Source organism: Burkholderia sp. S171, assembly GCF_009766085.1.
Lineage (GTDB): Bacteria > Pseudomonadota > Gammaproteobacteria > Burkholderiales > Burkholderiaceae > Caballeronia.
Genome location: NZ_LMUF01000016.1, coordinates 1 through 25,216, shown reverse-complemented (window position 1 = coordinate 25,216; position 25,216 = coordinate 1). Strand labels below are relative to the sequence as shown.

The 25,216-nt window shown below is 59.6% G+C and carries 22 protein-coding genes; 10 read left to right on the top strand and 12 right to left on the bottom strand.

Annotated elements, in window-relative coordinates; genetic code table 11:
* Positions 1-52 precede the first annotated feature (52 nt).
* The 3 genes from phnE to phnC are packed head-to-tail and all read right to left on the bottom strand — an operon-like array spanning position 53 to position 2,804.
* Positions 53-835, bottom strand: coding sequence for a phosphonate ABC transporter, permease protein PhnE (phnE, locus tag GSQ93_RS09900; protein ID WP_301952056.1), 783 nt, complete (start codon positions 833-835; stop codon positions 53-55).
* 47 nt (positions 836-882) lie between these two features.
* Positions 883-1,854 carry a phosphonate ABC transporter substrate-binding protein gene (gene phnD / locus GSQ93_RS09895; protein ID WP_158935483.1) on the bottom strand — a complete coding sequence of 324 codons (972 nt, stop codon included), beginning with the start codon at positions 1,852-1,854 and terminating at the stop codon, positions 883-885.
* A gap of 50 nt (positions 1,855-1,904) precedes the next feature.
* The gene (gene phnC / locus GSQ93_RS09890; RefSeq protein ID WP_158935482.1) at positions 1,905-2,804 is read right to left on the bottom strand and encodes a phosphonate ABC transporter ATP-binding protein; all 900 of its coding nucleotides are present in this window, start codon (positions 2,802-2,804) and stop codon (positions 1,905-1,907) included.
* 753 nt (positions 2,805-3,557) lie between these two features.
* Here phnC and GSQ93_RS09885 point away from each other — a divergent pair.
* From GSQ93_RS09885 to GSQ93_RS09865, 5 genes are all read left to right on the top strand, one after another.
* Positions 3,558-5,837, top strand: coding sequence for a bifunctional diguanylate cyclase/phosphodiesterase (locus GSQ93_RS09885; protein WP_254073826.1), 2,280 nt, complete (start codon positions 3,558-3,560; stop codon positions 5,835-5,837).
* Between the two features lie 12 nt (positions 5,838-5,849).
* Complete coding sequence (locus GSQ93_RS09880; protein ID WP_158935480.1) at positions 5,850-6,278, top strand: hypothetical protein; 429 nt, start codon at positions 5,850-5,852, stop codon at positions 6,276-6,278.
* Between the two features lie 11 nt (positions 6,279-6,289).
* Positions 6,290-7,030, top strand: coding sequence for a hypothetical protein (locus GSQ93_RS09875; RefSeq protein WP_158935479.1), 741 nt, complete (start codon positions 6,290-6,292; stop codon positions 7,028-7,030).
* A 295-nt stretch (positions 7,031-7,325) separates the two neighbouring features.
* The gene (proS, locus tag GSQ93_RS09870; protein ID WP_158935478.1) at positions 7,326-8,864 is read left to right on the top strand and encodes a proline--tRNA ligase; all 1,539 of its coding nucleotides are present in this window, start codon (positions 7,326-7,328) and stop codon (positions 8,862-8,864) included.
* 350 nt (positions 8,865-9,214) lie between these two features.
* Positions 9,215-10,096 carry a hypothetical protein gene (locus GSQ93_RS09865; RefSeq protein WP_254073829.1) on the top strand — a complete coding sequence of 294 codons (882 nt, stop codon included), beginning with the start codon at positions 9,215-9,217 and terminating at the stop codon, positions 10,094-10,096.
* A gap of 57 nt (positions 10,097-10,153) precedes the next feature.
* Here GSQ93_RS09865 and GSQ93_RS09860 read toward each other — a convergent pair whose 3' ends face one another.
* A complete protein-coding gene (locus GSQ93_RS09860) occupies positions 10,154-11,587 on the bottom strand; it encodes a cytosine permease (RefSeq protein ID WP_158935476.1) in 1,434 nt (477 codons plus the stop codon).
* Positions 11,588-11,951: 364 nt separating this feature from the next.
* Entirely contained in the window at positions 11,952-13,511 is a 1,560-nt protein-coding gene (locus GSQ93_RS09855) for a methyl-accepting chemotaxis protein (RefSeq protein ID WP_158935475.1), read from the bottom strand.
* A gap of 334 nt (positions 13,512-13,845) precedes the next feature.
* On the opposite strand from GSQ93_RS09855, the gene bluB reads away from it, so the two are divergent.
* Positions 13,846-14,520 (top strand): 5,6-dimethylbenzimidazole synthase, encoded by a 675-nt coding sequence (gene bluB, locus GSQ93_RS09850; protein WP_158935474.1) that lies wholly within the window; start codon positions 13,846-13,848, stop codon positions 14,518-14,520.
* 43 nt (positions 14,521-14,563) lie between these two features.
* On the opposite strand, the gene GSQ93_RS09845 is transcribed toward bluB, so the two are convergent.
* A complete protein-coding gene (locus tag GSQ93_RS09845; protein WP_158935473.1) occupies positions 14,564-16,114 on the bottom strand; it encodes a methyl-accepting chemotaxis protein in 1,551 nt (516 codons plus the stop codon).
* 557 nt (positions 16,115-16,671) lie between these two features.
* Here GSQ93_RS09845 and garL point away from each other — a divergent pair.
* Positions 16,672-17,457 carry a 2-dehydro-3-deoxyglucarate aldolase gene (garL, locus tag GSQ93_RS09840; protein ID WP_158935472.1) on the top strand — a complete coding sequence of 262 codons (786 nt, stop codon included), beginning with the start codon at positions 16,672-16,674 and terminating at the stop codon, positions 17,455-17,457.
* A 53-nt stretch (positions 17,458-17,510) separates the two neighbouring features.
* Positions 17,511-18,419, top strand: coding sequence for a 2-hydroxy-3-oxopropionate reductase (locus tag GSQ93_RS09835; protein WP_367889746.1), 909 nt, complete (start codon positions 17,511-17,513; stop codon positions 18,417-18,419).
* 94 nt (positions 18,420-18,513) lie between these two features.
* Here GSQ93_RS09835 and GSQ93_RS09830 read toward each other — a convergent pair whose 3' ends face one another.
* From GSQ93_RS09830 to GSQ93_RS09810, 5 genes are all read right to left on the bottom strand, one after another.
* Positions 18,514-19,287, bottom strand: coding sequence for a transporter substrate-binding domain-containing protein (locus GSQ93_RS09830; RefSeq protein WP_158935552.1), 774 nt, complete (start codon positions 19,285-19,287; stop codon positions 18,514-18,516).
* 82 nt (positions 19,288-19,369) lie between these two features.
* Positions 19,370-20,098, bottom strand: a complete 729-nt coding sequence (locus GSQ93_RS09825) for an amino acid ABC transporter ATP-binding protein (protein WP_158935470.1) — start codon at positions 20,096-20,098, stop codon at positions 19,370-19,372.
* Positions 20,082-20,735, bottom strand: a complete 654-nt coding sequence (locus GSQ93_RS09820; protein ID WP_158935469.1) for an amino acid ABC transporter permease — start codon at positions 20,733-20,735, stop codon at positions 20,082-20,084. Before GSQ93_RS09820 ends, GSQ93_RS09825 begins: the two co-directional genes overlap by 17 nt.
* Entirely contained in the window at positions 20,732-21,481 is a 750-nt protein-coding gene (locus GSQ93_RS09815; RefSeq protein WP_158935468.1) for an amino acid ABC transporter permease, read from the bottom strand. Before GSQ93_RS09815 ends, GSQ93_RS09820 begins: the two co-directional genes overlap by 4 nt.
* Positions 21,482-21,580: 99 nt before the next feature.
* Positions 21,581-22,402 (bottom strand): NAD(P)-dependent oxidoreductase, encoded by an 822-nt coding sequence (locus GSQ93_RS09810; RefSeq protein ID WP_158935467.1) that lies wholly within the window; start codon positions 22,400-22,402, stop codon positions 21,581-21,583.
* A 171-nt stretch (positions 22,403-22,573) separates the two neighbouring features.
* Between GSQ93_RS09810 and GSQ93_RS09805 the strand changes: the two genes are divergently transcribed.
* Positions 22,574-23,320, top strand: coding sequence for a FadR/GntR family transcriptional regulator (locus tag GSQ93_RS09805; RefSeq protein WP_174254601.1), 747 nt, complete (start codon positions 22,574-22,576; stop codon positions 23,318-23,320).
* A gap of 19 nt (positions 23,321-23,339) precedes the next feature.
* Here the strand turns inward: GSQ93_RS09805 and GSQ93_RS09800 are convergent, their stop codons facing one another.
* A complete protein-coding gene (locus GSQ93_RS09800; protein WP_158935466.1) occupies positions 23,340-24,362 on the bottom strand; it encodes a substrate-binding domain-containing protein in 1,023 nt (340 codons plus the stop codon).
* A 635-nt stretch (positions 24,363-24,997) separates the two neighbouring features.
* On the opposite strand from GSQ93_RS09800, the gene GSQ93_RS37745 reads away from it, so the two are divergent.
* On the top strand, positions 24,998-25,216 hold a 219-nt coding region (locus tag GSQ93_RS37745; RefSeq protein WP_216857596.1), incomplete at its 3' end, for a hypothetical protein.

The window sequence follows — 25,216 nt, the reverse complement described above, 5'->3', positions numbered from 1 at the left end:
GGCCGAGCATTGACCGGCCAACGCATTCAGATCACGCGCTTAAATCACGCATTCAGATCACACGCTCACGGAGCCACGCGGACGCCAGATCGATCAGCGTAACAATCACGATAACCATCAGCAGTATGGCTGAGGTCTGGGCATAGTTGAACGAGCGGATCGCTTCGTACAACACAACACCAATCCCGCCCGCGCCGACCATGCCGACCACCATCGCCGAGCGTACGTTCGACTCGAACCGGTACAACGCGTACGAGATCCACAACGGCAGGACCTGGGGCAGCACGCCGTAAAGGACTTCATCAAGACTGCTTGCACCCGTTGCACGAACGCCTTCTGCCGGCCGTGCATCGATCGCTTCGACTGCTTCAGCAAACAGCTTGGCCAGCACGCCGGTTGTATGCACCCAAAGCGCGAGCACGCCCGAGAATGGCCCCAGTCCCACCGCGACAATGAACAGCATCGCGAAGACCATCTCGTTGATCGCGCGGCATGAGTCCATCAGGCGGCGTACCGGCTGCACGATCCACATAGGCGCGATGTTGTAGGCCGACAGCAAACCGCACGGCACAGCGCACACCAGTGCGAGCGCCGTGCCCCATACCGCCACTGCCAAGGTGACGATCATCTCGTGCACATAGGTGCGCCAGTCGGAGAAGTCCGGCGGAAAAAAGTCCTTGCCGAACTGCAGCATGTTGCCGGAATCGCTGAAGAGATCAAGCGGACGCATGTCAGCGCTATGCCAGGACAGCCCAAGCACTGCCACCGCCACTAACCATCCGAACATGGACAACCAGCTCCGCTTTGGCTGCCCCAGTTCGAGCTTCAGTGGCAGCGGACCGCTCCGCGCGCTGCCGAGGGAATAGGCGTCGGCGTTGTGCTTCACTTCGCCGCCACGCTATCCAGTTGCGACAGCTTCTGGTCGAGCGCCGCGATCTGCGATTTCTTGTCCGAGTCGGACATGTGTTCGTCGTTCTGGACCTGCTGCTTTTTCTGGAACAAGGCCATTTGACGGATCGGTATGAGTTGAGCGTCGGTGGAATCCGCAAAACCCGACAAGCCCGTGATCCCTGCCATGATCGCCTGTTCGCGCGGATCGCTCTGCGCATAGTGATCGAAGAAGTTACGCAACTTGTCCTTCGTCGCCTGCGGCAGGTCACGACGCCATACCAGCGGGTCCGACGGAATCAGCGGCGACTTCCACAAAACGCGCACCTGCTTGAGCAACTCGGGATGATTTTGCCTTAGCGTCTCGACCATGTCGGTGTTGTTGGTCGCGATGTCGACACGGTTGTTTACCACAGCCAGCATGTTCGCTTCATGGCTGGACGGAAGCACGCTCTTGAAGTCATTGCGCACCGAGATGCCGTTCTTAGCAAACAGGTAATACGACGGCACGAGCGTGCCCGACGTCGAGTTCGGATCGCCGAAACCGAGGTTGATGTCGTGCGTGTTTTTCAGCACCTGGTCAACCGTCTTCCACTTGCTGTTCACGTTCGTGATCAGCAGCGAGTAATAACCCGCTTCGCCGCTTTTGTACTTTACCTTCGCGAACACTTCGCCGTTGCCGCGGTCGACCGCTTCAATGGCAGACGCATTGCCGAAGTAGCCGATCTGCACCTTGTTAAAACGCATGCCTTCGATAATGCCCGCATAGTCGGTCGCGAAGAATGGCTTGACGTCGAGGCCGGTCTGCTTATTGAGGTCGTCGATCAGCGGTTGCCAGCGTTGCTTGAGCGCGGACGAATTGTCGGTCGAGATAATGCCGAGGTTGAGCGTTTCGGCGCGCACCATCTGCGTGACAAAACACGCAGCAAGGGCCACACCGGCCAGAAGAAAACGGGCTGATTTCATCGAATGAGTCCAGGTTGAAGAGGGTTCAAAGCAGGTGTTCAAAAAACAAATCAGGAGCTGGCAGCGGATGCCGAAGCGAACGCGGCCGAGCGGGCCGACGCACCTTCGGGGCGCGCGGCGGCACGGTCGACTGCACGTTCGGCTTGCTTCTCCACGTCGCGCAGCGTGCTTTCCGTGTCGGTCAGCAGTTCTTCGGCTGCAGCGCCATACAGGTCGCGCAAAAGGGATGGCGTGAGGCTGGCTGACGGGCCGTCGTAGACCACGCGGCCGTCGCGCAGCGCAACGGTACGCGCGCAATATTTCATCGCTACATCGATCTGATGCAAGGACACCACTACGGTCAAACCGTGATCCTCGTTCAGCGACTGAAGCAGCTCCATGACACGTCGCGACGACTCGGGGTCCAGCGATGCAATGGGTTCATCGGCGAGGACAATGCGGGCTCGCTGCACCAGCGCACGCGCCAACGCGGCGCGCTGTTGCTGACCGCCGGACAGCGTGCTCGCGCGCTCGTTGATGTGGTCGCCAATACCCATTGCGCTCAGCGACGCCATCGCGAGCTCATGCTCCACCCGCGGAAACCGGCCGATAAGACGCCGCCACAGCGGCACCCGCGACAACGCGCCGAGCAGCACATTAGTGCGCACGGTGAGACGCCCGACGAGATTGAACTGCTGAAAGACAAACGCGACATCGCGGCGAATTCGACGAACCTCGCGCGCGACCTTGCCGTTTTGCTGGATAGGCCGGCCGAGCAGCGTGACATGCGACGGCGCGGGGTCCGATGCCGTAAAGCCGGCGATGTGCCGCAAAAGCGTGGACTTCCCTGAACCCGACGCACCGATCAGCGCGATCATTTCTCCTTCACCGACTTTCAGGTCGATGGAGTCGAGCGCCTTGCGCCCGTTGTTGAACGTCTTGCAGAGACGTTCAATGTGAATTGCATCCATGGTGTCCTCACAATCGCGTGTCAAAGCTTGGCAGCGTCGAAACGGATTCTAGGAACGCAACATGACGTCACGGTGACGCTTGCAAGACGTCTAGATGAATACACGAGTTGGAACCGGCCGAAACAGTAACAACATTGCGGTGAATGGCATGATCGTGCGTGCATTGACGGATAACCACCGTGCGCGAATCGGTGAGCTGTCCGCTGCGGGCGTGGGCGGCAAACGCGCGACTGAACTAAAACCGTGTTTATTGACGATGCCGCGAGTTTCTACAAATAACAGCATGTTGTGCGACGCACAATTCAACGAACAAACCCATGCCATCCCATTTACTGGATAACGACACTTAAGTCGCCGTTGCGGATGCCGATTGATATGCTTTTGTATTGTCTGCAATACCAGACAGCCGCGGTATAGGATTTCCGGCAGCAACTGCATTGCGCGCGAATCCTCTTCTCGCTTCCAAAACATGGCCGGACCCAATAGCCCGCCCCCCTTATTTCCCAAAAACAATACGGTTGAATAAACATTCACTTGAGCCCGGCCGCGCCAAGTAAGACAATCTCATTCATCCGACTATTGTCGGATCATGTGAAGCTTCGTAACTCCGGTAGTTCAAACAATTCGGCCCGGCACAGCCGACAGCCATCATCAATTAATGAGGCTGCTAAAACTTACCCCGAGAACATGCTCACCTCCTTGCTCCCGCCCACGATCACACCCGCGCTTCGACTCTGTTTCCACCGCCGCTCAATGGATCAGCAACGGCCGCTATCAACGGTCACCATGGCCTTTACCGTGGTGGCATTTCTTATTTTTGTCATTGCCCGAGCCCACGTAACGGGGACCGACCTTCCGCTCTGGCCGCGCCTGACATGTGCTCTCGCCATGCTGTTGCTAGTCGCGGCCATCCCCAAGGCGCCGTCCACTTTCATATTCGGCCTGATCGGCGTGCTTTATGTCGTCGTTCTGCAGATCGGGATTGTGATCAATGTCGAGGGCGTGGAAAAGCCGCTCTTCTGGATGCTGCCGGCCGGCATGGTCATCCCTATTTGTGCGGCGCCGCTGTGGCTGACGCCCCGGCATTTCGTCCTGGGAACGATTGCGTTCTATCTGGCCGGGCTGCCCTTCGTCATGGCCGTGCCCTTCACGCACGACGACTACGTCTTATGCGCAATGTGGGTGGCAATCGGCATCCCGACCGCGACCACGTTTCATTTTGGGTTCTATTGGTTCCGGCTCAATCACTTCCTGCTCGAAGAGAAACTACGGGCGCTCGCGGCAACCGATCCCTTGACCCAACTTCTGAACCGGCGCGCTTTTTTCGAGCAGGCGGAACAGATGCTGGGCGAGACGAAAGGAGACGATGAAGTCGTCAGTGCGATCTTCCTGGACATCGATCGCTTCAAGTCCCTGAACGACCAGTACGGCCACGCGAGAGGCGACGAGGCGCTGATGGACGTCACCAAGGTCCTGAACGACGCCGTGCCCGCGCACGCCGTGGTAGGACGGCTGGGGGGCGAGGAGTTCGCGGTCCTTATCAAGGCGCCCGCTCCAGATCGCGCGACCGGACTGGCCGACACGCTGCGCATCCTCATTGCATCGATACTTCGACCCGACGGCTTTCTCACCGCCAGCTTCGGCGTGGCGCATCGCCGCCCGAACGAGAACGCCATCGAGCTGCTGGACCGTGCCGATGAAGCGCTATTGCGCGCGAAACACGCGGGCCATAACCGGGTGTTCGTCGAGCAAGCGCGACGGGTCGAGCGTGTGCGCGCCACCGCGCTCGATGAAGACACTGACACACGGGTCGACGAGGAACCGGTCGTTGTCACCCGCTGGGGCGCGTTCGACCTGTTCACCCACTACCAGCCGGTGTACAGTTTGTCGCATCAGAAGCAGGTCGGTTTTGAAGCCCTGCTTCGCGGCTTCGACCGGCATGGCACGCCGCTGCAACCCGACAAGCTGTTCGCCCCGCAATCAAATTCCGGTATCAACGACCTGGATGCACTGACCCACCATCTGCATCTCGCGAACGCCCGCAAGCGCCTGCCGCTCGACTGCTGGCTCTTCCTGAACGTCGCGCCCTCCACGTTCATCCAGCCGGGTTATGAGCAGACGCTCGCGGCGATCGTCTTCGAAGCGGGACTCGATCCCCGTGGCGTGGTGCTGGAGATCCTCGAGTCCGAGGGCGTGGACGTGGAGGAGCTGGCGCTGGCCGCGTGGCGGTATCGCGGCTGCGGTTTCCTGATTGCAGTCGATGACTTCGGCACGGGCCACTCCAACCTCGACCGCCTGCTGCGGATCCAGCCCGACTTCGTCAAGCTCGATGGCGCGCTGATCCGCGCGAAGAGCCGTGCCTCGGATCAGCCTCTGCTCCCGACCATTGTTTCGCTGCTGCATCGGGCGGACATGCTGGTCGTGGTTGAAGGGATCGAGACGACCGAGGAGCTCATCCTGGCGGTGGAATCAAATGTCGATTTCGCGCAAGGGTTCTTGTTGGGCAGACCGAGTGCCACGCTGCCATCGCCGGCAGCGGTCACGCGGCGTATCGACCATGCATTCGATGTGATTGCCGAAGGCCGGGCCGTGCGCACCGCCCGCTTCGAAGCGCAGTTGGCGCCGTATCTCGCCATGCTCAATACTGCGGCGGCGGCGTTGACGGACGGCGCCAGTGTGGAAGACGCCATCGCGCCCATGGCGAAGCTGGAACTGTGCAAACGCGGCTTTGTTCTCGACGATACCGGGCGCATTCTGGGGCAGGAAATTACGGGCCGCGCGGGATCGAGCGCAGACTTCCGGCTTGGGCCGTTATTCGCGTCGCAGTCGGGGCGATGGGATCATCGGCCGTATTACTGGAAGGCAGTGGCGAATATGGGAACGGCAGTGTTCTGCCAACCGTATTTATCGCTGACCAGCGGGCGCGCGTCGGTCGGCGTGACGATTGCGTTCACGTGCAACGAGCGGGTGATGGTGGTCGGTAGCGAACTGGACTGGACATCGCCTCATCTGGCGTGGCCCACGGTGGAATGATGGTTAAGAACGATGACTAAGAACGATGCATGGCTATTTCAGGTCAGGATCACCGTCTCACCGGAGACCGCCGCGATCTTGCGCAGAGATCCAGAGGGCGCGTCCCCTGCGCTACGTGATTTACTGCGTCGGCATAACGCCTCGTTGACATGCCAGTTCGACGCGTTTTCTGATTACGTCAATGAAGCAGAACGACTCGGCCCGGAAAAGTATCCGCTTTACCAATGGACCAGGGAAACGATCGAGAACCCTGAGAAAAAAGCGAAGTATCTGAAGTCTTTCACTGTCTATGTAGATAGTGAGGAGCTCTACCCGGGAGAGACCGCCGACCTGCTGCGAGCTGAATTGTCGGCGCTGGCAGGTATCGCGGGAATCGAACGGGTCGTCAAGATTGACAGTAACCCCGCAAACAACCCGCAACCGCCTAAGCGCGTGCAATAGCGCACCACCCTATGAATGACGCTCCTCAACCGCATCGAGTGCGAGACCTCCTTACTTCCTATTTCTGGAGTGGCGATGTTATCCGCAGCCGAAGCGTGAGCGACATCGCGCTGACGGGCACAGTCGACGTACCCATGCCCCCTGCACGTCTGCTCGCAGATTGGGAAAGGGAGATAGCGTCGCGCCTGGTCCTGGAGCCTGGGGACGTCGAGGTAATGCCTTTGGCGCGAGCGCTAGTACGCTGGCCGGATTACAAGCTTTGCGTGCAAGCGGTATCCGATTGGACCTGCGAGCTTGGACTGCCTGACGTGCTTGCCTCCAGTGACGTAGCGCTCATGGCCTGCCGTGGTGCGAGGTACCACCACGATGGCGCGCAATATGGCGGTGCGGCCTTTTGCAATCTCTTCATGAGCGAGGACAAGGGTCTGGACTTGCATTTTCCCTCTACAGGTTATCGAATCCCTCTGACCCGGGGTACCGCTGTGATATTCGATACCGGCCAGCCTCATGGCGTCATTCAACGCGGCAGCACCGGCTTTAATGTGGCCGACTTCGGACCTGACCAGGATTGCACCCAAATCTTTCTGACCTGGGAGCTTCCCATTGAAGATGCCCATGTTGGGAAAGCACTTGAGGTTACTTTTGACATCGACCGTTCAATCTCGCTGCAACTGGATGAAGAGCAAGTCTGGGTGAACGGTGCACGGGCCATTGTGTGCCCGGATTCTGGTCAGTGGCGTCCGGTCGACTAATCCTCAGGGCACCACGGTAGTGTTGTCCCCGGGCGAATGCTGCGAGCGCCGTTGGACCAACGCTAACAACCGTAGAGAATTCATTGCGAGCCCTCTACCGTTGACATCGTTTAAAAAAACACAGATCATAAAGTCATGAAACATATCAGCGTACAGTTCCCGCCAGTTTTCTACACCGGTTCTCCAGCGGTGGGTTAGCGCGCGTCCGTATGCTGCTCAAACAAACCGCCTCTGAGGCGGTTTTTTTTTGCCCTTTTTTGCCCTTGTTTTGATCCTTCACCTAGCCAGGTCAGTCATGAACAAAATGAAGAGGAACGCCATTTCTCCGACGCGAGCGGAGAACTATGCCGAGTGGTATCAACAAGTGATTGATGCCGCGGAACTCGCAGAAAACTCCCCTGTTCGTGGCTGCATGGTCATCAAGCCGTGGGGGCTTGCGCTCTGGGAAAACATGCAGCGAGAGCTTGACGATATGTTCAAGGAAACGGGGCATCGCAATGCCTATTTCCCGCTGCTTATTCCCAAGTCGCTGCTTGAGAAAGAGGCCGAACATGTCGATGGCTTCGCGAAGGAATGTGCCGTCGTTACGCACCACAGACTGATCCACTCAGCAGATGGTTCGCTGATTCCCGATCCCTCGGCCGAACTTGAGGAGCCGCTGGTCATTCGCCCCACCTCCGAAACGATCATCGGCGTCATGTTTGCGAAATGGATTCAGAGCTATCGCGATCTGCCTTTATTGATCAATCAATGGGCCAATGTATTCCGTTGGGAAATGCGCACGCGCCTGTTTTTACGGACCAGCGAATTCCTGTGGCAGGAAGGACATACCGCGCATGAGACGGAGTCCGAAGCACGCGAAGAGGCCACCCGGATGCTCGATATCTACACGCGCTTTGTCGAAGACTATCTGGCAATACCGGTTATCCGCGGCGTAAAAAGCGACAGCGAACGCTTTCCTGGCGCCATCGATACCTACGCCATTGAAGCGATGATGGGTGATGGCAAGGCGCTGCAAGCCGGGACATCGCATTTCCTTGGCCAGAATTTTGCCAAGGCGGCCGGCATCGAGTTTCAGGGACGTGAACGAGGTAGCAGGCAATTTGCCTGGACCACGTCCTGGGGCGCATCCACCCGATTGATCGGTGCGTTGATCATGGTGCATGGCGACGATGACGGTATTGTCCTGCCGCCGCGTATTGCCCCGGCTCAAGTGGTTATTTTGCCGATACATCGGTCCGACGACACGAGAGCAGCGGTAGACGAGTATGTCGACCTGATCGCCAGCCGATTGCGTTCCATGCATTTCGCCGACAGAAGGGTTCGCGTCGAGATCGATCGCAGGGAATCAGGAGGCGGTCAAAAACAATGGGAGTGGATCAAAAAGGGCGTTCCTATCCGACTCGAAATCGGGCTCAGAGATAAGGACAGTGGCTCTGTCACGTTGTCGCGACGCGATCGTGACGCGTCCGAAAAAATCTCAGTTTTGCTCGCGGATCTTCCGGAAACCGTCATGTCATTGTTAGACGAGATCCAGCGCGGATGCTTTGAGCGCGCCCAACAGTTTCGGTCCGAACATACGCGCACGATTTCAGACAAAGGCGAGTTTGAAAAATTTTTTAAACCGCGAGCCGAACAGCAAACCGATACCCTTGGCGGTTTCGCCTTAGCTGCCTGGTGTGGCGATAAGACTTGCGAGAGTCAGGTGAAAGTGGATCTGAACGTGACGATCCGATGCCTACCGTTCGATCAGTCACACGAAGACACCGGCGCGGGATGTGTCGTCTGCGGCAAACCCAGAAGCATCGTTGCGCTCTTTGCTAAAAATTACTGATCTCAATCTTAGCTATGCTCACCATATCTATCGCAAGCGAAAGACCCCAACACCATGCCCAACCGTATGACATTTCGACTTGCAACAATTCATGTCGATATATGTCACGGCGCACGTCGCCCGTTCGCAAACCCCCGTCTGGCGGGCCTCCACTGCGGTGACACCGGGTGACATATCTTCGTTGATGATTAAATCTGCGCAGGCTCCTATAGTCCGCTCATCGCCACGCTGCAGTGCAGGAAGTGGCTCTGAACCGCCAAGGAGATAGTGTGAATATCCGCTCGTTCGTCCGCCCGACACTCGCCGCTTCCCCCACGTTCGCCGCGACCACAGAATCTGTACGGGGTGCCCTGCGCAAGCTCGTGCTTGCCGCAACCGTCGCCGTACTTGCCCTCGGCAGCGCCTCAGCTTTCGCCTGGTCGCAGCACGGCACCGCATACACATCGCACGGCACGTATAACGGCGCTCGATACGGCTCGTGTGGCGGCGGCAGCTGTTCGCATGCAGGAGGCGTCGCCGGCCCTTACGGTGGCTTCGCGACCAACACGGGTACGGTAACCCGCAACGCACCGGGCGAGTTTTCGAATTCGGGCACCGCGACCGGACGCTACGGCAATTCGGTGCAGCACGCAGGTGACACGAACTGCGCCAGCGGCACGTGCTCACACACCGGCACGCTCACCGGACCGGACGGCAAGACGGCGTCCACATCCGGCGACGTGACCAAAACCGCGCCGGGCCAGTATTCATCGTCCGGGTCGATCACTGGCTCGAACGGCAATACGGTCGACCATTCGGCATCGACGAATTGTGCCGGTAATTCGTGCTCCCGTTCAGGCACGGTGACCGGCTCGGACGGCGGGACCGTCTATCACTCAGGTACGGCGACGCGGGTTGCGCCGGGCGTCGTTACGACCTCTGCCAGCGCGACCGGTACATACGGCAACACAGTGACAACAAGTGGAGTGGTTACCACCACGGGCGTCATCACGACGGGCGGCACGACGGTCGTCGTCGCACCCAAGCCGGTGGTCGTTGCTGCTCCGGTCGTCTACGTGCCACCGCCTCCGGTCGTGTATGTGCCGCCTCCCCCGGTCATCTACGCATCGCCCCCGCCGCCGGCCGTGTACGTTGCACCGCGCGTCGTCTACATGACGCCTGTGCCGCGCCCCGCGGTGTGGATACCGGGTCACTGGGTCGGGAACGTCTGGGTAGCAGCGCACTGGGCATGAGCGATTGCGAAATCGGAAAAGCCTGACGGGAAGTTGCAACGCAAAGCAGGCGTCCTGTTACTTCCCTGTAGACGTCGGCTGGGCAGGCAGAATTAAATGCGCGGGCGCAGCGTGTGCCTTGTGACGCGCGGCAAAGTAATACAGCACCGCCGGCACCACGAGCCCGACGATCCACGAAATGTCCGCGCCGTCGAGCTTGTCCACCATTGGGCCGGTATAGAACGCGCTCGAAATAAAGGGGAATTGCACGAGCACCCCGATTGCATACACCGTGATACCGGTCACGTTCCAGCGACCGTAGCGGCCATCCGGATCGTAAAGCGCGGGGACGTCGTAACGATCCTTGGTAATGAAGTAATAGTCGACCAGGTTGATCGCGCTCCACGGCGTAAAGAACGCGAGCAGGAACAAGATGAACGACGAGAACTCCTTCAGGAATGCGTGACGACCGGCGAGCGCGAGGCCCATCGCAAGTCCAACCATCGCGACAATGTAGATCGCGCGGTTACGCGTCGACAGACGCTGCTCGCCGCGAAAGCCGCTGACCACCGTCGCGATCGACATCACGCTGCCGTACGCATTCAGCGTCGTGATCGTGATCTTGCCGAACGCGATAGCGAAGTAAAGCAGTGCGGCAATCGCCCCGCTCCCACCGAGGCTGACGACAAACGACACCTCGTGATGCGAGAACTGCTTGCCCGCGAGCGCGGCCGCGAACACACCGAACACCATCGCCACCTGCGCGCCGATTACCGAGCCAAGTCCGATGGCCCAAAACGTCTTGCGCGGCGACGTTGAAGAAGGCAGATAGCGAGAATAGTCGGCAACGTACGGGCCAAATGCGATCTGCCACGACGCGGATAGCGACATCGACAACAGGAAACTGCTCAACGTGAAGTGACGGTTCGCCAGCAACGAGCCGATATCGTGACCCGTCAGCAACCGCGCAAACATGTACACGAACGCCAGCACGCCGATCACGCTGGCGACGCGGCCAATCGCGTGGATCACACGGTATCCGAACACCGTAAAGCCGACGATCACCAGCGTGAACACGACAATGCCGACCGCGTCGTCCACGTGCAATAGTTGCGCGACTGCCTGCCCCGCGAGCACCGAGCCGCTCGCCGAGAAGCCGACGTACATCAGGCACACCAGCGCAATGGGAATCACCGCACCGTACACGCCGAACTGCACGCGGCTCGATATCATTTGCGGCAGCCCGAGTTGCGGCCCCTGCGCTCCGTGCAACGCCATCACGCCACCGCCCATCAACTGACCGACCATCAGACCGATCAAGGACCAGAACACGTCGCCGCCGAGCACGACCGCAAGCGCGCCCGTGACGATCGCGGTGATCTGCAAGTTTGCTGCCAGCCATAGCGTGAACTGGCTGGCAAGGCCGCCATGACGCTCGGCGTCGGGGATGTAGTCGATGGTGCGGCGTTCGGCAATGGCGCCGCTCTGTGCGCCGCGCTGTGATGCAGACATGGATTCCCTCGAGTCAGTGGCGTCGCGTGAACCGCGTGTCGCCCGCTTCTTTCAATACGTCGTCGCGCAGTACGGCAGTACGCCTGCGCGACGGCCTGAATCGCAAACGCCGCCGGGCGGCCATTCACGATTCAATGCGACTGTATGGGAATCAATATGTATAGACAAGTACGCTACTGTGAATGTTTACCCCTAACCGAGATTTTAAAAAACTTGGTCATCTCAGGCTTAAACACCTTTAATTCAGCAGTTTATGGTTAATTTACTTTGACGGACACGTGACTTGTATCGATGGATATTTTTATATATGTATAGACAAGATGTAAGGTAGCCAACTTCGTTTTAGTTGGCTATCGCTCCCTCATCAAGCGACCGCCTTCAGCTGGAACAGCGCCACTGCATCATTCAACTGACGGCTCTGTTCTTCCAATGACACCGCAGCCGCGGACGCCTCTTCCACCAGCGCCGAGTTCTGCTGCGTCATCTCTTCCATCTGCGCCACCGTCACGTTGACCTGCTCGATACCCGTGGTCTGCTCGCCCGATGCCAGGCTGATCTCCGCCATGATCGCGCTCACGCGCCTGACGGCCTCCACGACTTCCACCATGGTCGCGCCTGCATGAGCCACGAGCTGACTGCCGTCCTTCACGCTCAACGTTGACGTACCGATCAATTCCTTGATCTCCTTCGCCGCCGATGCCGAGCGTTGCGCCAAGCTTCGCACTTCGCTTGCAACGACCGCGAAACCGCGCCCCTGCTCGCCTGCCCGCGCGGCTTCCACCGCCGCATTCAGCGCGAGGATGTTGGTCTGGAACGCAATCCCTTCAATCACGCTGACAATGCCCACGATCTTGTCGGAGCTGCCCGAGATCGCGTTCATGGTCGCGACCACGCGGTTCACCACATCCCCGCCGCGCAACGCGATGTCGGATGCGCCCGCAGCAAGTTCGCTGGCGTTGCGCGCGTTGTCGGCGTTCTGCCTGACGGTGGCGGTCAACTGCTCCATGCTCGATGCAGCTTCCTGAAGCGAGGCAGCCTGTTGCTCCGTACGCGCCGACAGATCGAGATTGCCGCCCGAGATGGCATGGGCGTCACGCACGATTGTCTCCGCGCTCGAACGCACTTTGCGCACCGTCTGCGCAAGCCCGTCCTGCATGCCCTTCAACGCATTGAGCATGTAGCCCATCTCGTTGTTGCGCTGGACCGTCACGGTGCTGGTCAGGTCACCGGCCGAGATCCGGCCGAAATAATCGACGGCCATGTCGATCGGCCGCACGATCGCCCGGGTCAATATCCGCTGCGCGAAGAAACCAATGACGAGGGCGACAACCGCTGCGGCGCCGAGCGTCCAGAGCATGGCTTCAAAACGTGCGTCGGTGGTGTCGAAGCGTGCTTTCTGGCGCTCGACCTGGAAGTTTTCCAGAGCGGTCAGCGCACCTTGATAATCGGAGAAAAGCGTGGGCGGTGCTTCCCGCTGAGTGGTAAGGAAATCCACCAGATTGTCCTGATCGAGCTCGGTTAGCGCTTTCTGGAACACTTGGGCCAGCAGTTGCTCGCGCCGCGACTGCATAGCGTCGATGAGCGCCTTCTCCGCCGGCATCGGCTCGTGAAGCTTCCGAAAGGCTTCCAGTTCCTTGTTGCTCTCGTTAAGAAGCGCGTGCTGGCGAGCAATTTCGCGCTCAGCGGGCTTGCCGGCGCTGATCAACTGCTCGACTTCGCCAAACCCGGCACGCAGCAATAGCAGGCGCTCCGAGCTTGTTTTAAGGTGCAGCACTGAAGCGGTATCGTCGCGATACATCTCCCTGAGAGCCGAATTGCTGCCGTACAAGCCCAGGATGCCCACCACGATTACCGCGAGGAGCAAGACGGTGTAAATGGCGATCGTCGCGACCAGGCCGCCGCGAATAGTCATGTGTTTGCGCATAAGGGCTAGTCCCCACTGCGTCGCTATAGTACGCGGCGCAACAGGTCTGTATCCTCCGGATATCTGGGGCGAACCGTGAAGGGAACCACTGGAATCAAGCGTCGATTGATCAGATAACGGCAGCGCGAGATGCGAAGATTTATTGGAAGGCGACGCGGATGTGGCGTATAGCGACATCGGTGCGCGTTCCTGGTGCGTACGTGGTGTGGCGGCGGACGTTAGTTGGGAAATCCCGTTTTTTCGACGATCGACATTGACGTACTTGGCCCCCTCCTTCGCCCGGTTGTTGGCCCGGTTGTTCGCCTCTACGGCACTTTTTTTAAAGCATGGATGTATGACTGATTCGACCTTCAAGCGTTTTTCCGAACCCGAGATTGCCGCGGTCTACCGCGCGATCCACGAACGCCGCGACATGCGGCATTTCACTAACGCCCCCGTTGCCGCCGATCAAATGGCGCGGTTGATCGACGCCGCGCACCATGCGCCGAGCGTCGGTTTCATGCAGCCGTGGCGCTTCGTCCGGGTGACGGACCGGAACCTGCGGACGGCGCTGCACGACATCGTGGAAACCGAGCGGCGCGTTACTGCAGACGCGCTCAGCGAGCGTAGCGATGAATTCATGCGGCTCAAGGTCCAGGGCATCCTGGACTGCGGCGAAATCGTGGTCGTCGGTTTGATGGAGAATCGCGAGCGTCACATTTTCGGCCGCCGGACGCTGCCGGAAATGGACCTGGCATCGGTCGCGTGCGCTATCCAGAACATCTGGCTGGCCGCACGCGCCGAAGGGCTCGGGATGGGCTGGGTGTCGCTGTTCGACGTCGGCGCAGTTCAACGGCTGCTGCATATGCCTGCGGACGCGAAGCCGGTCGCCATTCTGTGCATCGGACATGTAGAGCATTTCTACGACGAACCGATGCTGCAGGCAGAAGGTTGGGCCAAGCGCGTAGCCGTATCGAATTGCGTCGAAGAGAACCGTTGGCCCGAGACGCTTCCGCATTCGGATGCTTGAGCCCGATGCATGAGCCGGATGCTTGACGCAGTTTCGCGTCCCCCTAGACCTCCGCCAATTTGAAGAGCGCGACAGCCGCGTTCATCTGCGCCGCCTGCGTTTCCAGCGACGCCGCTGCGGCAGCGGCCTCCTCGACCAGCGCTGCGTTTTGCTGCGTCACCTGGTCCATCTGCGCGATCGCCACGTTGACCTGTTCGATACCAGTGGTCTGCTCCTCGGACGCCACCGTGATCTCCCGCATGATGTCCGTGACCCTGCCCACCGCGACAATGATGTCGCTCATCGCGCTGCCCGCGTTCCTGACCAGCACCGAGCCATTGCCAACGCGCTCCACCGACGTGGTGATCAATTCACGAATCTCCTTCGCGGCGCCGGCCGAACGTTGTGCCAACGCGCGCACTTCGCTTGCCACCACGGCGAAACCACGCCCTTGTTCACCCGCCCGCGCCGCTTCAACCGCTGCGTTCAGAGCGAGAATATTGGTCTGGAACGCAATCCCTTCGATCACCCCGATGATCTCCGAAATTTGCTTCGAACTACTATTGATACCGTCCATGGTCGACACCACGTCGGCTACGACCTGACCGCCGTGACTGGCGGTTGTCGATGCGGTTTGCGCGAGACCGCTCGCTTGCCGCGCGCTATCGGCGTTCTGGCGCACCGTGCTTGTCAATTGACCGATACTCGCTGACGTTTCCTGCAACGAAGCGGCTTGTTCTTCGGTCCGCTGCGACAAGTCGATGTTCCCCGACGCGATCTCACGAGTCCCCACGGCCATCTGTTCCGTGCCGTCGCGTACGCCGCCGACTATCGTGCTCAAGCCTTGTTGCATTGTCGATAACCCGTCAATCAGGCGGCCGATTTCATCGTGCCGGCGCGCAGTGAGACGGGTTGCCAGGTTGCCTCCGGCAATCTCCGTGCAGGCATCCACGGCTGCCCGCAACGGCACGATCACGATCCGCTCCAACGCGACACGCGAGAAGAACGCCAGCACGAGCCCGGCCGCCAGCAGCGTCGAGGCGATCCAGGTAACCGTGGTGGTGCGTCGCTGCGAGGCTTCAAACCGTGTCTTGCCGTGCTCGAACTCCATGGCAACCAGCGGCTGCAGCGCGGCATCGTAGGCCTTGAATGCGTCCTTGATCTGGTTCTCGTTGAACTCGCGGATATCGCTCGCGCGCTTGGATTCCAGCGCCTCCACGGCCGGCAACAATGTCTGCTGGACGAGTTGCTCGCGTGCGGTGTTCGCCGTCTGCATGAGCGTTTGCTCTTCGTGGCCGCTTGCAAGTACTGCAAACGCTTTCCATGCTGCGTTCGCGCCATCGATCGCACCTTGAGCGTCACGCAGCAACGCCGCGGACTCCGCGCTGCCAGCGCGTGGGTCGTAGTCCTGCAACGCCGTGCGCGCGATCAGCAAGCGGATCGTGTCCTTGGCAAGCAGGTCGAGACTGCCGGTGTCTTGCATGTAGAGCCCGCGCATGGATGCGTCGGCGGTTCGCGCCGCGTAGATGCTGTAGCCGCCCGTGGCAGCCAACATGATGGCAAATGCCGCCACCAGAATACTGAGCCATGCCTTGATGCTTACCGCTGTTTTCATCGAATCTCCATACGATGCGCCGCTTCGCGCGAGGACATCGGCCCGTGCCGACCCTCTCCTTACGGCGGTTGGGCGGATAAGTTTAGGCGGGCAGGCGGGAGGAAAAATTTGCAGCGAGGTGGCGCAAAGCCTTGTTTTATAAGGCTCTGGCGGGAGTTGCGCAGCACCGGGGCGCGATTCGGCAAATACCGGGTATACGCGCGGACACACGTTTTGGGCCTCGTAAGACAGCGAACCTGTCATTTGCCCAACCGCGCGCCCTCCAGCCACGCTCGCTCCTCGCGGCGTATTGATCGTGTGGGCGTGCAAATCGCAGGTAGGTGTGCACGACGTCCCGAGCAGGCGGATTGCGGGATGAACACGCCTGGCTGGTCTACGAAGAACAGCGCGTATCGTAGGAAATACACCTGAGCGGCCCCTCAACCCGCCAATGCACTTGCAGTTCCGAAAACCCGCGATGTAATATGACGTCTGATAACGTATGAGATTGCCGAAATATAGATTACCCAGATATTTCGGCGTCCAATTCAAGACGTCAAGCCAGAGGAAACCTAGCCATGACATCGTCTACGCCTTACCAGCCCTTGCCCAACACCTTTCGTCAGTCGGTCTTGAAGAGCGAAACCCAGATCGGATGCTGGGCGTCGCTCGGCAGCCCGATCACGACCGAACTGCTCGGCATACTCGGCTTCGACTGGATCCTGCTAGACGCCGAGCACGCCCCCAACGACGTCCTTACCCTTATCCCCCAACTGATGGCGCTCAAGGACAGCCGCAGCGCCCCGGTGGTGAGGCCGCCGGCTAATGACAGCGTGGTAATCAAGCGGCTGCTTGATAGCGGCTTCTTCAACTTTCTGATCCCTTTCGTCGACAGCGCCGCTGACGCCGCCCGCGCCGTCGCCGCGACCCGTTATCCGCCCCAAGGAATTCGCGGGGTATCGGTGGGACATCGCGGCAACCGCTACGGAACCGTAAGCGACTACTTAAGCACCGCGAACGACAACATTTGCGTCGTGGTGCAGATCGAAAGCCGGAAAGCGGTTGAAGCGATCGATGGGATCCTTGCCGTCGAAGGCGTTGACGCCGTGTTCCTCGGCCCGTCGGATCTGGCGGCATCGTATGGACACCTCGGCAATCCCAATCATCCCGACGTGCAGCAGGCCATCGCACACGTCTTCGAGCGCGCCCGCGCTGCAGGCAAAGCGAGCGGCACGCTTGCACCCGTGCAGGCCGATGCGGAACGGTATCTGTCGATGGGCTGCCAGGTGATCGCGGTTTGCGCCGACATGGGCCTGCTCAGGAATGCGGCGCAAGCCGTACAAAAACATTTCATGCAGAAGTAGCAAGATAAAAGCAGGACGAAGCCGGACGCTAGCCGTTCGCACCCAGACAACTTGTGGAGATAGACATGCAAAAAGCAGGCTTCATCGGTCTTGGCATCATGGGCAAACCCATGGCCGAGAACCTCATCAAGAACGGCGTGGCGCTCGCCGCGTTCACGCGTAGCGGCGTGCCGGACACGCTGACCCAAGCCGGCGCGGTTGCGTGCGACAGCCCGGCTGCGGTCGCCGGGCAAGCCGACGTGATCTTCGTCATGGTGCCGGACACGCCGGACGTGGAACGTGTGCTGTTCGGCGAGAACGGCGTGGTCGCCGCGCTGCGTGAAGGTCAGGTCGTGGTGGACATGAGCTCGATCTCGCCTATCGCCACCCGCGAGTTCGCAGCGAAAGTGCGCGAACGCGGCGCGGACTATCTGGACGCACCGGTCTCCGGTGGCGAAGTCGGCGCCAAGGCCGCGTCGCTCACGATCATGGTCGGCGGCTCGCAAGCCACCTTCGACAGCGTCAAACCGCTCTTCGACATGATGGGCAAAAACGTCTCACTGATCGGCGAAGTCGGCGCGGGACAGGTCTGCAAGCTGGCGAACCAGGTGATTGTCGCAGCGACCATCGAAGCGGTCGGCGAAGCGTTGTTGCTGGCGTCCAAAGCCGGCGTTGACGCAGAGAAAGTGCGTACCGCATTGATGGGCGGTTTCGCGTCGTCGCGCATTCTGGAAGTGCACGGCGAACGCATGACCAAACGCACGTTCAATCCGGGCTTTCGCATTGAATTGCATCAGAAGGATTTGAACCTCGCGCTCTCGACGGCGCAGGCGCTTGGGGTGTCGCTGCCGAATACCGCGACGTGCCAGGCGCTGTTCAACGCTTGCGCGGCGCATGGCGGCAAGGCATGGGATCACTCCGGCATGGTCCGCGCGTTGGAGTATCTGGCCAACCACGAGATCGGTCAGACGCCGGCGGCCTGATTCTCCGGCCCGCCAAACGAGTTGACGAAATTAAAGGGCATCACGATGTTAATCGCGATGCCCTTTTTAACGTCACGCGGGTTTAGCGCTTCGCTTATCCCTTCGTCACGCTCGCGGGCAAATCGCGGCCGTGATACTTCTTGTAGATCGTGTTGAGCGCGCCATTTTTCTGGTTCGTGCTCACCCAGTTATTGACCCACTCCTTGAGCTTCGGCTCGTCCTTGTTCATCGCAATGCCCAGGTCGAAATCTTTCTGCGGGAACTTCAGTTCCAGATTGCGATTAGGCGCGCGCTTGACCATCTCGGCCAGGTTCGACGGCGTGCTGGAGAAGATATCAACCTGCCCCGTCACCACCGATGTAATCAGCGTCGCATCGTCTTCATAACGCTGAATCTGCGCACCCTTCGCCATTTGCGTCGTGATGGTGTCGTTGACAGTGGCGCGCGTGAGGCCGATCGTCTTGCCGTTCAGGTCATCGTAATTCTTGACGTTCTCATTTTTCGTTCCGCCTACGATGATCGTGATGACCGCATAGGGAATCGAGAAGTCGACGACCTTCGCGCGCTCAGGCGTGATCGAGAGATCCGCGATCACGAGATCTGCACGCTTGGCCTGCAAGGTCGGCACGCGCGCGGCATTCGTGATCTGCACGAGTTCGAGTTTCACACCGAGGTCTTTCGCCAACGCCACGGCCGTGTCTACATCGGAACCCGCAGGCTGAAGGTTCGCATCGGCGTAGCTGAACAGCGGCGTGCCCATCGCGATCGCCACGCGGATCTTGCCTGCCTTCTTGATGTCGTCGAGCTGGTCGGCCATCGCGCTGTGCGCTACGCCCGCGAGCAACAAAGCGGCCACGCAGCCGCGCATGATGAATCGATTAGTCTTCAAATCAGTCTCCATTTTTATGGTCGGTTCAAAATTTATTCGGGCGTTGTCTGCAAGCTAAAAGCTATAAGCCGTTGTTCAGGAACGTACGCAACTCGGGTGTCTTGGGCGCGTCGAGCATGTCGCCGCTACCCACTTCCCACACCTTCCCCTGGTGCATGTAAATGATCCGGTCCGCCATGCGCTTGGCGAACGCCATCTCGTGCGTGACTAGCAACATCGTCATGCCGTCCTTCGCCAGATCCTCCATCACGCGCAGCACTTCGCCGGTCAATTGCGGATCGAGCGCGGACGTCACTTCATCGAATAGCATGACCTTCGGCGACATCGCAAGCGACCGCGCAATCGCCACACGCTGCTGCTGCCCACCCGAAAGCTGCTCCGGGTACGCATCGGCTTTTTGCGCGAGGCCGACCTGATCAAGTACCTTCATTGCCACGCGGCGCGCTTCATCACGTCCGAGTTTTTTCACGTGGCGCAGCGCCAGCATGATGTTTTCTTCCACGGTCAAATGCGCAAACAGGTTGTAGCTTTGAAATACGATGCCGACTTCACGGCGCAACTGATGCAGGTCCACCTTCGGGTCATCGACACGAATGCCGCATACCTCGATCGTCCCGCGGTCGATGGTTTCCAGGCGATCGATACACCGCAGCGCCGTGCTCTTTCCTGAACCGCTCGCGCCGATCACGGCGATCATTTCGCCCTTGGCCACTTCCAGTGACACGCCCTTGAGCACCTGGTTCGAGCCGAAACTCTTATAGACGTCCCCGAGCTTAACGATTGCCGACATTGAGCTTTTTCTCCATCGATTGGCTCCAGCGCGAGAGCGGATAACACAGCACGAAATAGAAGACCCCGACCAGCCCGAACACGAGGAACGGCTGAAAAATCGAGTTGTTGATGATCTGGCCGGCGCGGGTCAATTCAACGAAACCGATCACCGAAGCAAGCGACGTCATCTTGATGACCTGCACCAGGAAACCCACCGTTGGCGGCAGCGCGAGACGCAGCGCCTGCGGAATGATCACGAGGCGCAAGGTCTGCCAGCGCGTCAATGACAGGCATTCAGCGGCCTCCCATTGGGGCTTTGGCATGGCGTCTATGCAGCCGCGCCAGATGTCGCCAAGATACGCGCTCGTGTAGACCATCAGCGCAAGTCCGGCCGCGACCAGCGCCGGCACTTGAAAGCCATACACGGACAAACCGAAGTAGACGATGAACAGCAGGATCAGCAACGGAATGCCCTGAATGGCTTCGATATAAACCATCGCCGGACGGCTGAGCCAGCGACGCGGCGAGATGCGCGCCAGCATCACGCCGAAGCCGCCGATACTGCCCAGCACAAAAGCGAGCGCCGAGAGCACCAGCGTCCACCAGATCGAGTGGACGAGATAAAACAGATGTGCCGTAGTGAAACCGCCGGTCATGCTGCACCTCCGGGAATCACGGTATCGATTCGCCCCTGGTCCGGCACCGGCTTGCCAGCCCGCTCCGCGGCCTGGCGCATGACCCGCCGCCGCTTGAACGCGACCTCGCCCACGGCCCACGCAATCAGCTTGATCAGCAGCGACAACGCGAGATACAGCAGCGCCACGACAATGTACGTTTCGAGCGAGCGGAAGGTATCGGATTGCACGGTGTTCGCCGTTGCCGTGAGCTCTTCCGCCGAGATTTGCGACGCTATGGCCGAGGCCTGCATCATCAGCAGGAACTGGCTGGTCAGCGCGGGATAAACCTTTTCGATGGATGGCTGAAGCATCACATGCCAGCCGATCCGCCAGCGCGACAACCCCAGGCATTCGGCTGCCTCGATCTGCCCGCGCGGCACCGATTCAAGGCCTGCACGAATGATCTCGGCCGCGTAAGCGCCGATGTTGATCACCATCGCGAGCGTGGCGGCGGCGAACGTCGGCATGCGCACACCGAAGCTGGCCAGCCCGAAGTACAGCAGGAAGATCTGCACAAGAAAAGGCGTATTGCGCACGGCCTCGATATAGATCGAGCAGAGCCGCGATAGAAGCCGGTTCCGGCCGCGCTTCGCAAATGCGACCAGCGTACCCAGGATCACACCGAAAAACACCGCCACGGTCGTCATCTTCAACGTCAGCCAGGCGCCTTTCAGGAAGACGGGCCAGTACGGAAGCAGCGGGCTGAAATCGAGAGAGAAAGTCATCGCAGCAATGTCTAGGTTGTTACGGCAGGGTGTCCGTTTTCGTTGCCACACCGGACGCGCGACGCCGCCCGTTACTGGGGCAGCGGGCCTGTTCGAACGTTATTCAAACGGCCCGATTGTGGTGAACGCCCCGCCCTGCAGCACGGCAACGGCACTGCCGGGCTCAGGCGCCGGCTGCGCGTCGATCTTCGCCCGGAACGGCTCCGACGAATCACGTGGCACGAATCCGAGCTTCGATGCAAACCGGTTATCCCACCATGTAACTACGTTGTCTGACATCCCGTAGACGACTGTATGACCGACATCCGGCGTGAAGAGGCTGCGCTGCAGGAGTTCGAGCAGGTCGTCGTAGCTGAGCCAGCTCGCCATCATCCGGCGATCCTTAGGCTCGGGAAACGCAGAGCCGATACGAATGCTCACCGTCTCGATGCCGTATCGATCGAAGTAGAACTGCGCCACGTCTTCACCGAACGATTTGGACAGGCCGTAGTAGCCGTCGGGACGTCGCAGCGCATGCGCGTCGATCTTCTCGTCCTGCCGATAAAACCCGGTCACGTGATTAGAGCTGGCGAAGATGACACGCTTGACGCCATGCCGGCGGGCGCCTTCGTAGAGGTTGTAAACCCCCTTGATATTGGCCTCCAGCACTTCCTCGAAGGGCCGTTCCACCGATACCCCGCCGAGGTGGATGACCGCGTCGCAACCCGCAACCAGCGCGTCGACTGCCTGCTTATCCGAGAGATCGCACGGGATGACTTCCTCATGCGCCGCCGCGTCCGAGGGCAGCGCGCCGGCGAGATCCGAGACCCTGATCTTGTCTGCAAATGCGGCCACGCGCGAGCGAATTACCTTGCCGACGCCGCCGGCGGCGCCGGTCAGCAACAGGCGTTTGAACGGAACTGTGTGTTCTTGATTGGCCATTTAAGCCTGTCTCCGATAAGCGCGGCTACCGGGAGCTTGCACGCTCCTTTCGGTTGGATTGCCGCTTGATTCAGCTTTTATTGTACGTTGTCATATGACTATAGCGTGCATATAATCATTCGCACATCCGTTTGTCAACTTTGGTGAAACATTATCCCAACCGAGGTAGCCGTGCAGAGACCGACTCGTGCTGTCTTCGAAACCCCGGCCTACCCCCATGTACGCCGTAGCCTGACGACCGAACTGGTCGATGCATTACGCCAGCAGATCGAAACGGCTGAACTCAAAGTGGGCGCCCGGCTCGCGACCGAAGCGGAAATGGTGCAGCGCTACAACGTGAGCCGCACGGTCGTACGCGAGGCGTTGTCGAAGCTACAGGCAGCAGGACTCGTGGAGACACGGCATGGCATTGGCACCTTCATTTGCGAGGCGCCGAGCAGAGGTCTTTTTCGACTTGATCCTGCGGACGTGGCCGGTTCCATCGACGCCCTCTCCGTGCTCGAGCTGCGCATCAGCCTCGAAACAGAGAGCGCGGGACTGGCTGCGGCGCGATGCGACAAAGCGCGGATTGCTGCCATGCGACACGCGCTGAGCGACTTCGAGCGCAACCTGGGTGAAGCGAACGGGACCATATCGCCCGATATCCGCTTTCACCTCGAGATCGCGCAGGCAACCGGCAATCGCTATTTCGTGGACATCATGACGCATCTCGGCACCCACATGATCCCGCGCACCCGCCTCACCGCCACGCAGATTCCGCCCGCCCAGTACGCGGACTATCTGACGCGCGTGAACCGCGAACATGAACAGATCTGCGATGCCATCGAGCGTGGTGATGCCGACTCGGCCCGCACCGCCATGCGGTTGCATTTGATCAACAGCCGCGAACGTCTGCGGCGCGCGCAAGAAGGCGTTTGAGCGCCGTGCGGGCGTATCTTTAACTGCGTATGCGTTTCGCCGGAGCGGTAACCGACGCGCGGTTCGTGACCGTTACAGGGAACTCGCGATAGATCGTGTACGCCGTGCCGTAACACGCGTTGAGCAACCATCGGACGGCGTTCTGCGTGAGATCGGCGGTCGGGATGTGGACCGAGGTCAGGCCCGGCGCGGAGAACGCGGCCGAATAGTCGTCGTCGTAACCGATTACCGACATATCGTCCGGCACCGAGATGCCCGCTTGCTGTAGACACGACATGGCGCCAATTGCCATGGTGTCGTTGGCGCAGAACAGCCCGGTAAACTTTTTCTTCGACGCCAGCAGTTGCTGCACGGAGTCGTATCCGCCGTCCGGCGAGAAGTCCGATTCAATCAACTGAACCTCGGTCTGATCGATGCCGTTGCGCGCGAGTTCCTCGAAGAATCCTGCGATCCGCGCATGGTTGTCGTACGCCTGGAAAGGCCCTGAAATCACGGCCATTTTCTTGTGTTTGTGCGCAAGCAGCGTCTGCGCCGCCAGCGCCCCGCCCCGATAATGATCCGCGCAAAACGACGCCTCCGGCATCTGCGCGAAGTCGCGGTTGAGGAACACCATTTTCGGATGCATGTGGTGCAACTTGACGAGATCGTCGTCGTGCAAGTCGTGGCTTGTCACCACTACGCCATCGCAATCGCGCCCGATCAGGAACTGCACTGCTTCAATCGCCTGGTCGCGTGGCGAGTCGTCGCCGCAGCCCGTTGCCACCACCACATGGCGATGCACCTTGCGTAATTCCGTATCGGTCTGCTTGAGGATAGTGCCGTAGTACGGGCCGAAGAACGTCGGCACGAAGATGCCGATCATGCCGAGCGATTGCGTCGATAGCGCTCGCCCAAGCGACGATGGCCTGAAATTCAATTCGGCGATCGCTGCCTGCACGCGCGCGAGTGCATCGGCGGAAACGGGTCCGCGGCCGGAGATAGCCCGCGATGCGGTGGACATGCCTACGCCGGCGAGTACCGCGACGTCCTTCAGGGTTGCCACTGGTTCTGTTACTCCGTGAATGGAAGGTTTATTTTGACGAGGAAAGGGGTTTTCGTTCGCACTATTTAGCTGTTTTTTGGGGGGGCGGTCCGGGTATTTATGCTGGGGGGTTAGCGGGTGGGTTTGGTGCTGGGGCGTTGGTTTTGGGGTTAGCGGTTGGAGTCAATGCCGGGGTGGTGCTTTCAGTGTTAGTGGTCTGCATGAGTCGGATTTTCTCTTTATCACTGTTAGCCACTGTGCGTGGCGGCACGTCATTTCTTTGTCCAAAGCGACAAAGAAACGAAGCAAAGAAAACGCTTTAACCGCTCTACCCTAAGTGTCCACAGCGTGCAGTTTTCATTCATAGGTGCCCCAAAAGCACGGTGCTCGCCAGAGCCACGGATGTGTGAACCCCTCCTTCTCCGAACACAGGTTCTGACACGCTTCGCCACCAGTGATTGAACCTGCCCAAGGTGCACCCCGCGCTATCCGCGTGAACCAACCACCAAATCTGTACGCATGACGAACCACATCGCCAACCAATCCACCGACTTAACTGACCCAACCGACGAAGCAAGGATGCCGCAAGGATGCGTGAGCCATATTCCACGAAAACGACCATGTCCACGCAGCCAACTCACCCCAAAAAATGAGCCGTGAATATATGTTCAGCCATATGGCCCACCAAACTAGCCACGCAGACCACGCAGCCGGTTCAGTCGACCTACAAAGAAACGAAGCGGCATATGCACGTGGGGCCGTGCTGCTTCCTTGGCAAGCATGCTTGCCCGAGAGCACTGGTGGCGAAGCGTGTCTATGTCGGGATTCGCGAGAAGGAGGGTTTCAAACATCCTCCGTTCTGGCGAGCACCGTGC

Excerpts from the sequence above, each read along its gene's own strand:
- phnD (WP_158935483.1), bottom strand. The coding sequence starts at position 1,854 with ATGAAATCAGCCCGTTTTCTTCTGGCCGGTGTGGCCCTTGCTGCGTGT.
- phnC (WP_158935482.1), bottom strand. The coding sequence starts at position 2,804 with ATGGATGCAATTCACATTGAACGTCTCTGCAAGACGTTCAACAACGGG.
- GSQ93_RS09885 (WP_254073826.1), top strand. The coding sequence starts at position 3,558 with ATGGATCAGCAACGGCCGCTATCAACGGTCACCATGGCCTTTACCGTG.
- GSQ93_RS09880 (WP_158935480.1), top strand. The coding sequence starts at position 5,850 with ATGACTAAGAACGATGCATGGCTATTTCAGGTCAGGATCACCGTCTCA.
- GSQ93_RS09875 (WP_158935479.1), top strand. The coding sequence starts at position 6,290 with ATGAATGACGCTCCTCAACCGCATCGAGTGCGAGACCTCCTTACTTCC.
- proS (WP_158935478.1), top strand. The coding sequence starts at position 7,326 with ATGAACAAAATGAAGAGGAACGCCATTTCTCCGACGCGAGCGGAGAAC.
- GSQ93_RS09860 (WP_158935476.1), bottom strand. The coding sequence starts at position 11,587 with ATGTCTGCATCACAGCGCGGCGCACAGAGCGGCGCCATTGCCGAACGC.
- GSQ93_RS09855 (WP_158935475.1), bottom strand. The coding sequence starts at position 13,511 with ATGCGCAAACACATGACTATTCGCGGCGGCCTGGTCGCGACGATCGCC.
- bluB (WP_158935474.1), top strand. The coding sequence starts at position 13,846 with ATGACTGATTCGACCTTCAAGCGTTTTTCCGAACCCGAGATTGCCGCG.
- GSQ93_RS09845 (WP_158935473.1), bottom strand. The coding sequence starts at position 16,114 with ATGAAAACAGCGGTAAGCATCAAGGCATGGCTCAGTATTCTGGTGGCG.
- garL (WP_158935472.1), top strand. The coding sequence starts at position 16,672 with ATGACATCGTCTACGCCTTACCAGCCCTTGCCCAACACCTTTCGTCAG.
- GSQ93_RS09830 (WP_158935552.1), bottom strand. The coding sequence starts at position 19,287 with ATGCGCGGCTGCGTGGCCGCTTTGTTGCTCGCGGGCGTAGCGCACAGC.
- GSQ93_RS09825 (WP_158935470.1), bottom strand. The coding sequence starts at position 20,098 with ATGTCGGCAATCGTTAAGCTCGGGGACGTCTATAAGAGTTTCGGCTCG.
- GSQ93_RS09820 (WP_158935469.1), bottom strand. The coding sequence starts at position 20,735 with ATGACCGGCGGTTTCACTACGGCACATCTGTTTTATCTCGTCCACTCG.
- GSQ93_RS09815 (WP_158935468.1), bottom strand. The coding sequence starts at position 21,481 with ATGACTTTCTCTCTCGATTTCAGCCCGCTGCTTCCGTACTGGCCCGTC.
- GSQ93_RS09810 (WP_158935467.1), bottom strand. The coding sequence starts at position 22,402 with ATGGCCAATCAAGAACACACAGTTCCGTTCAAACGCCTGTTGCTGACC.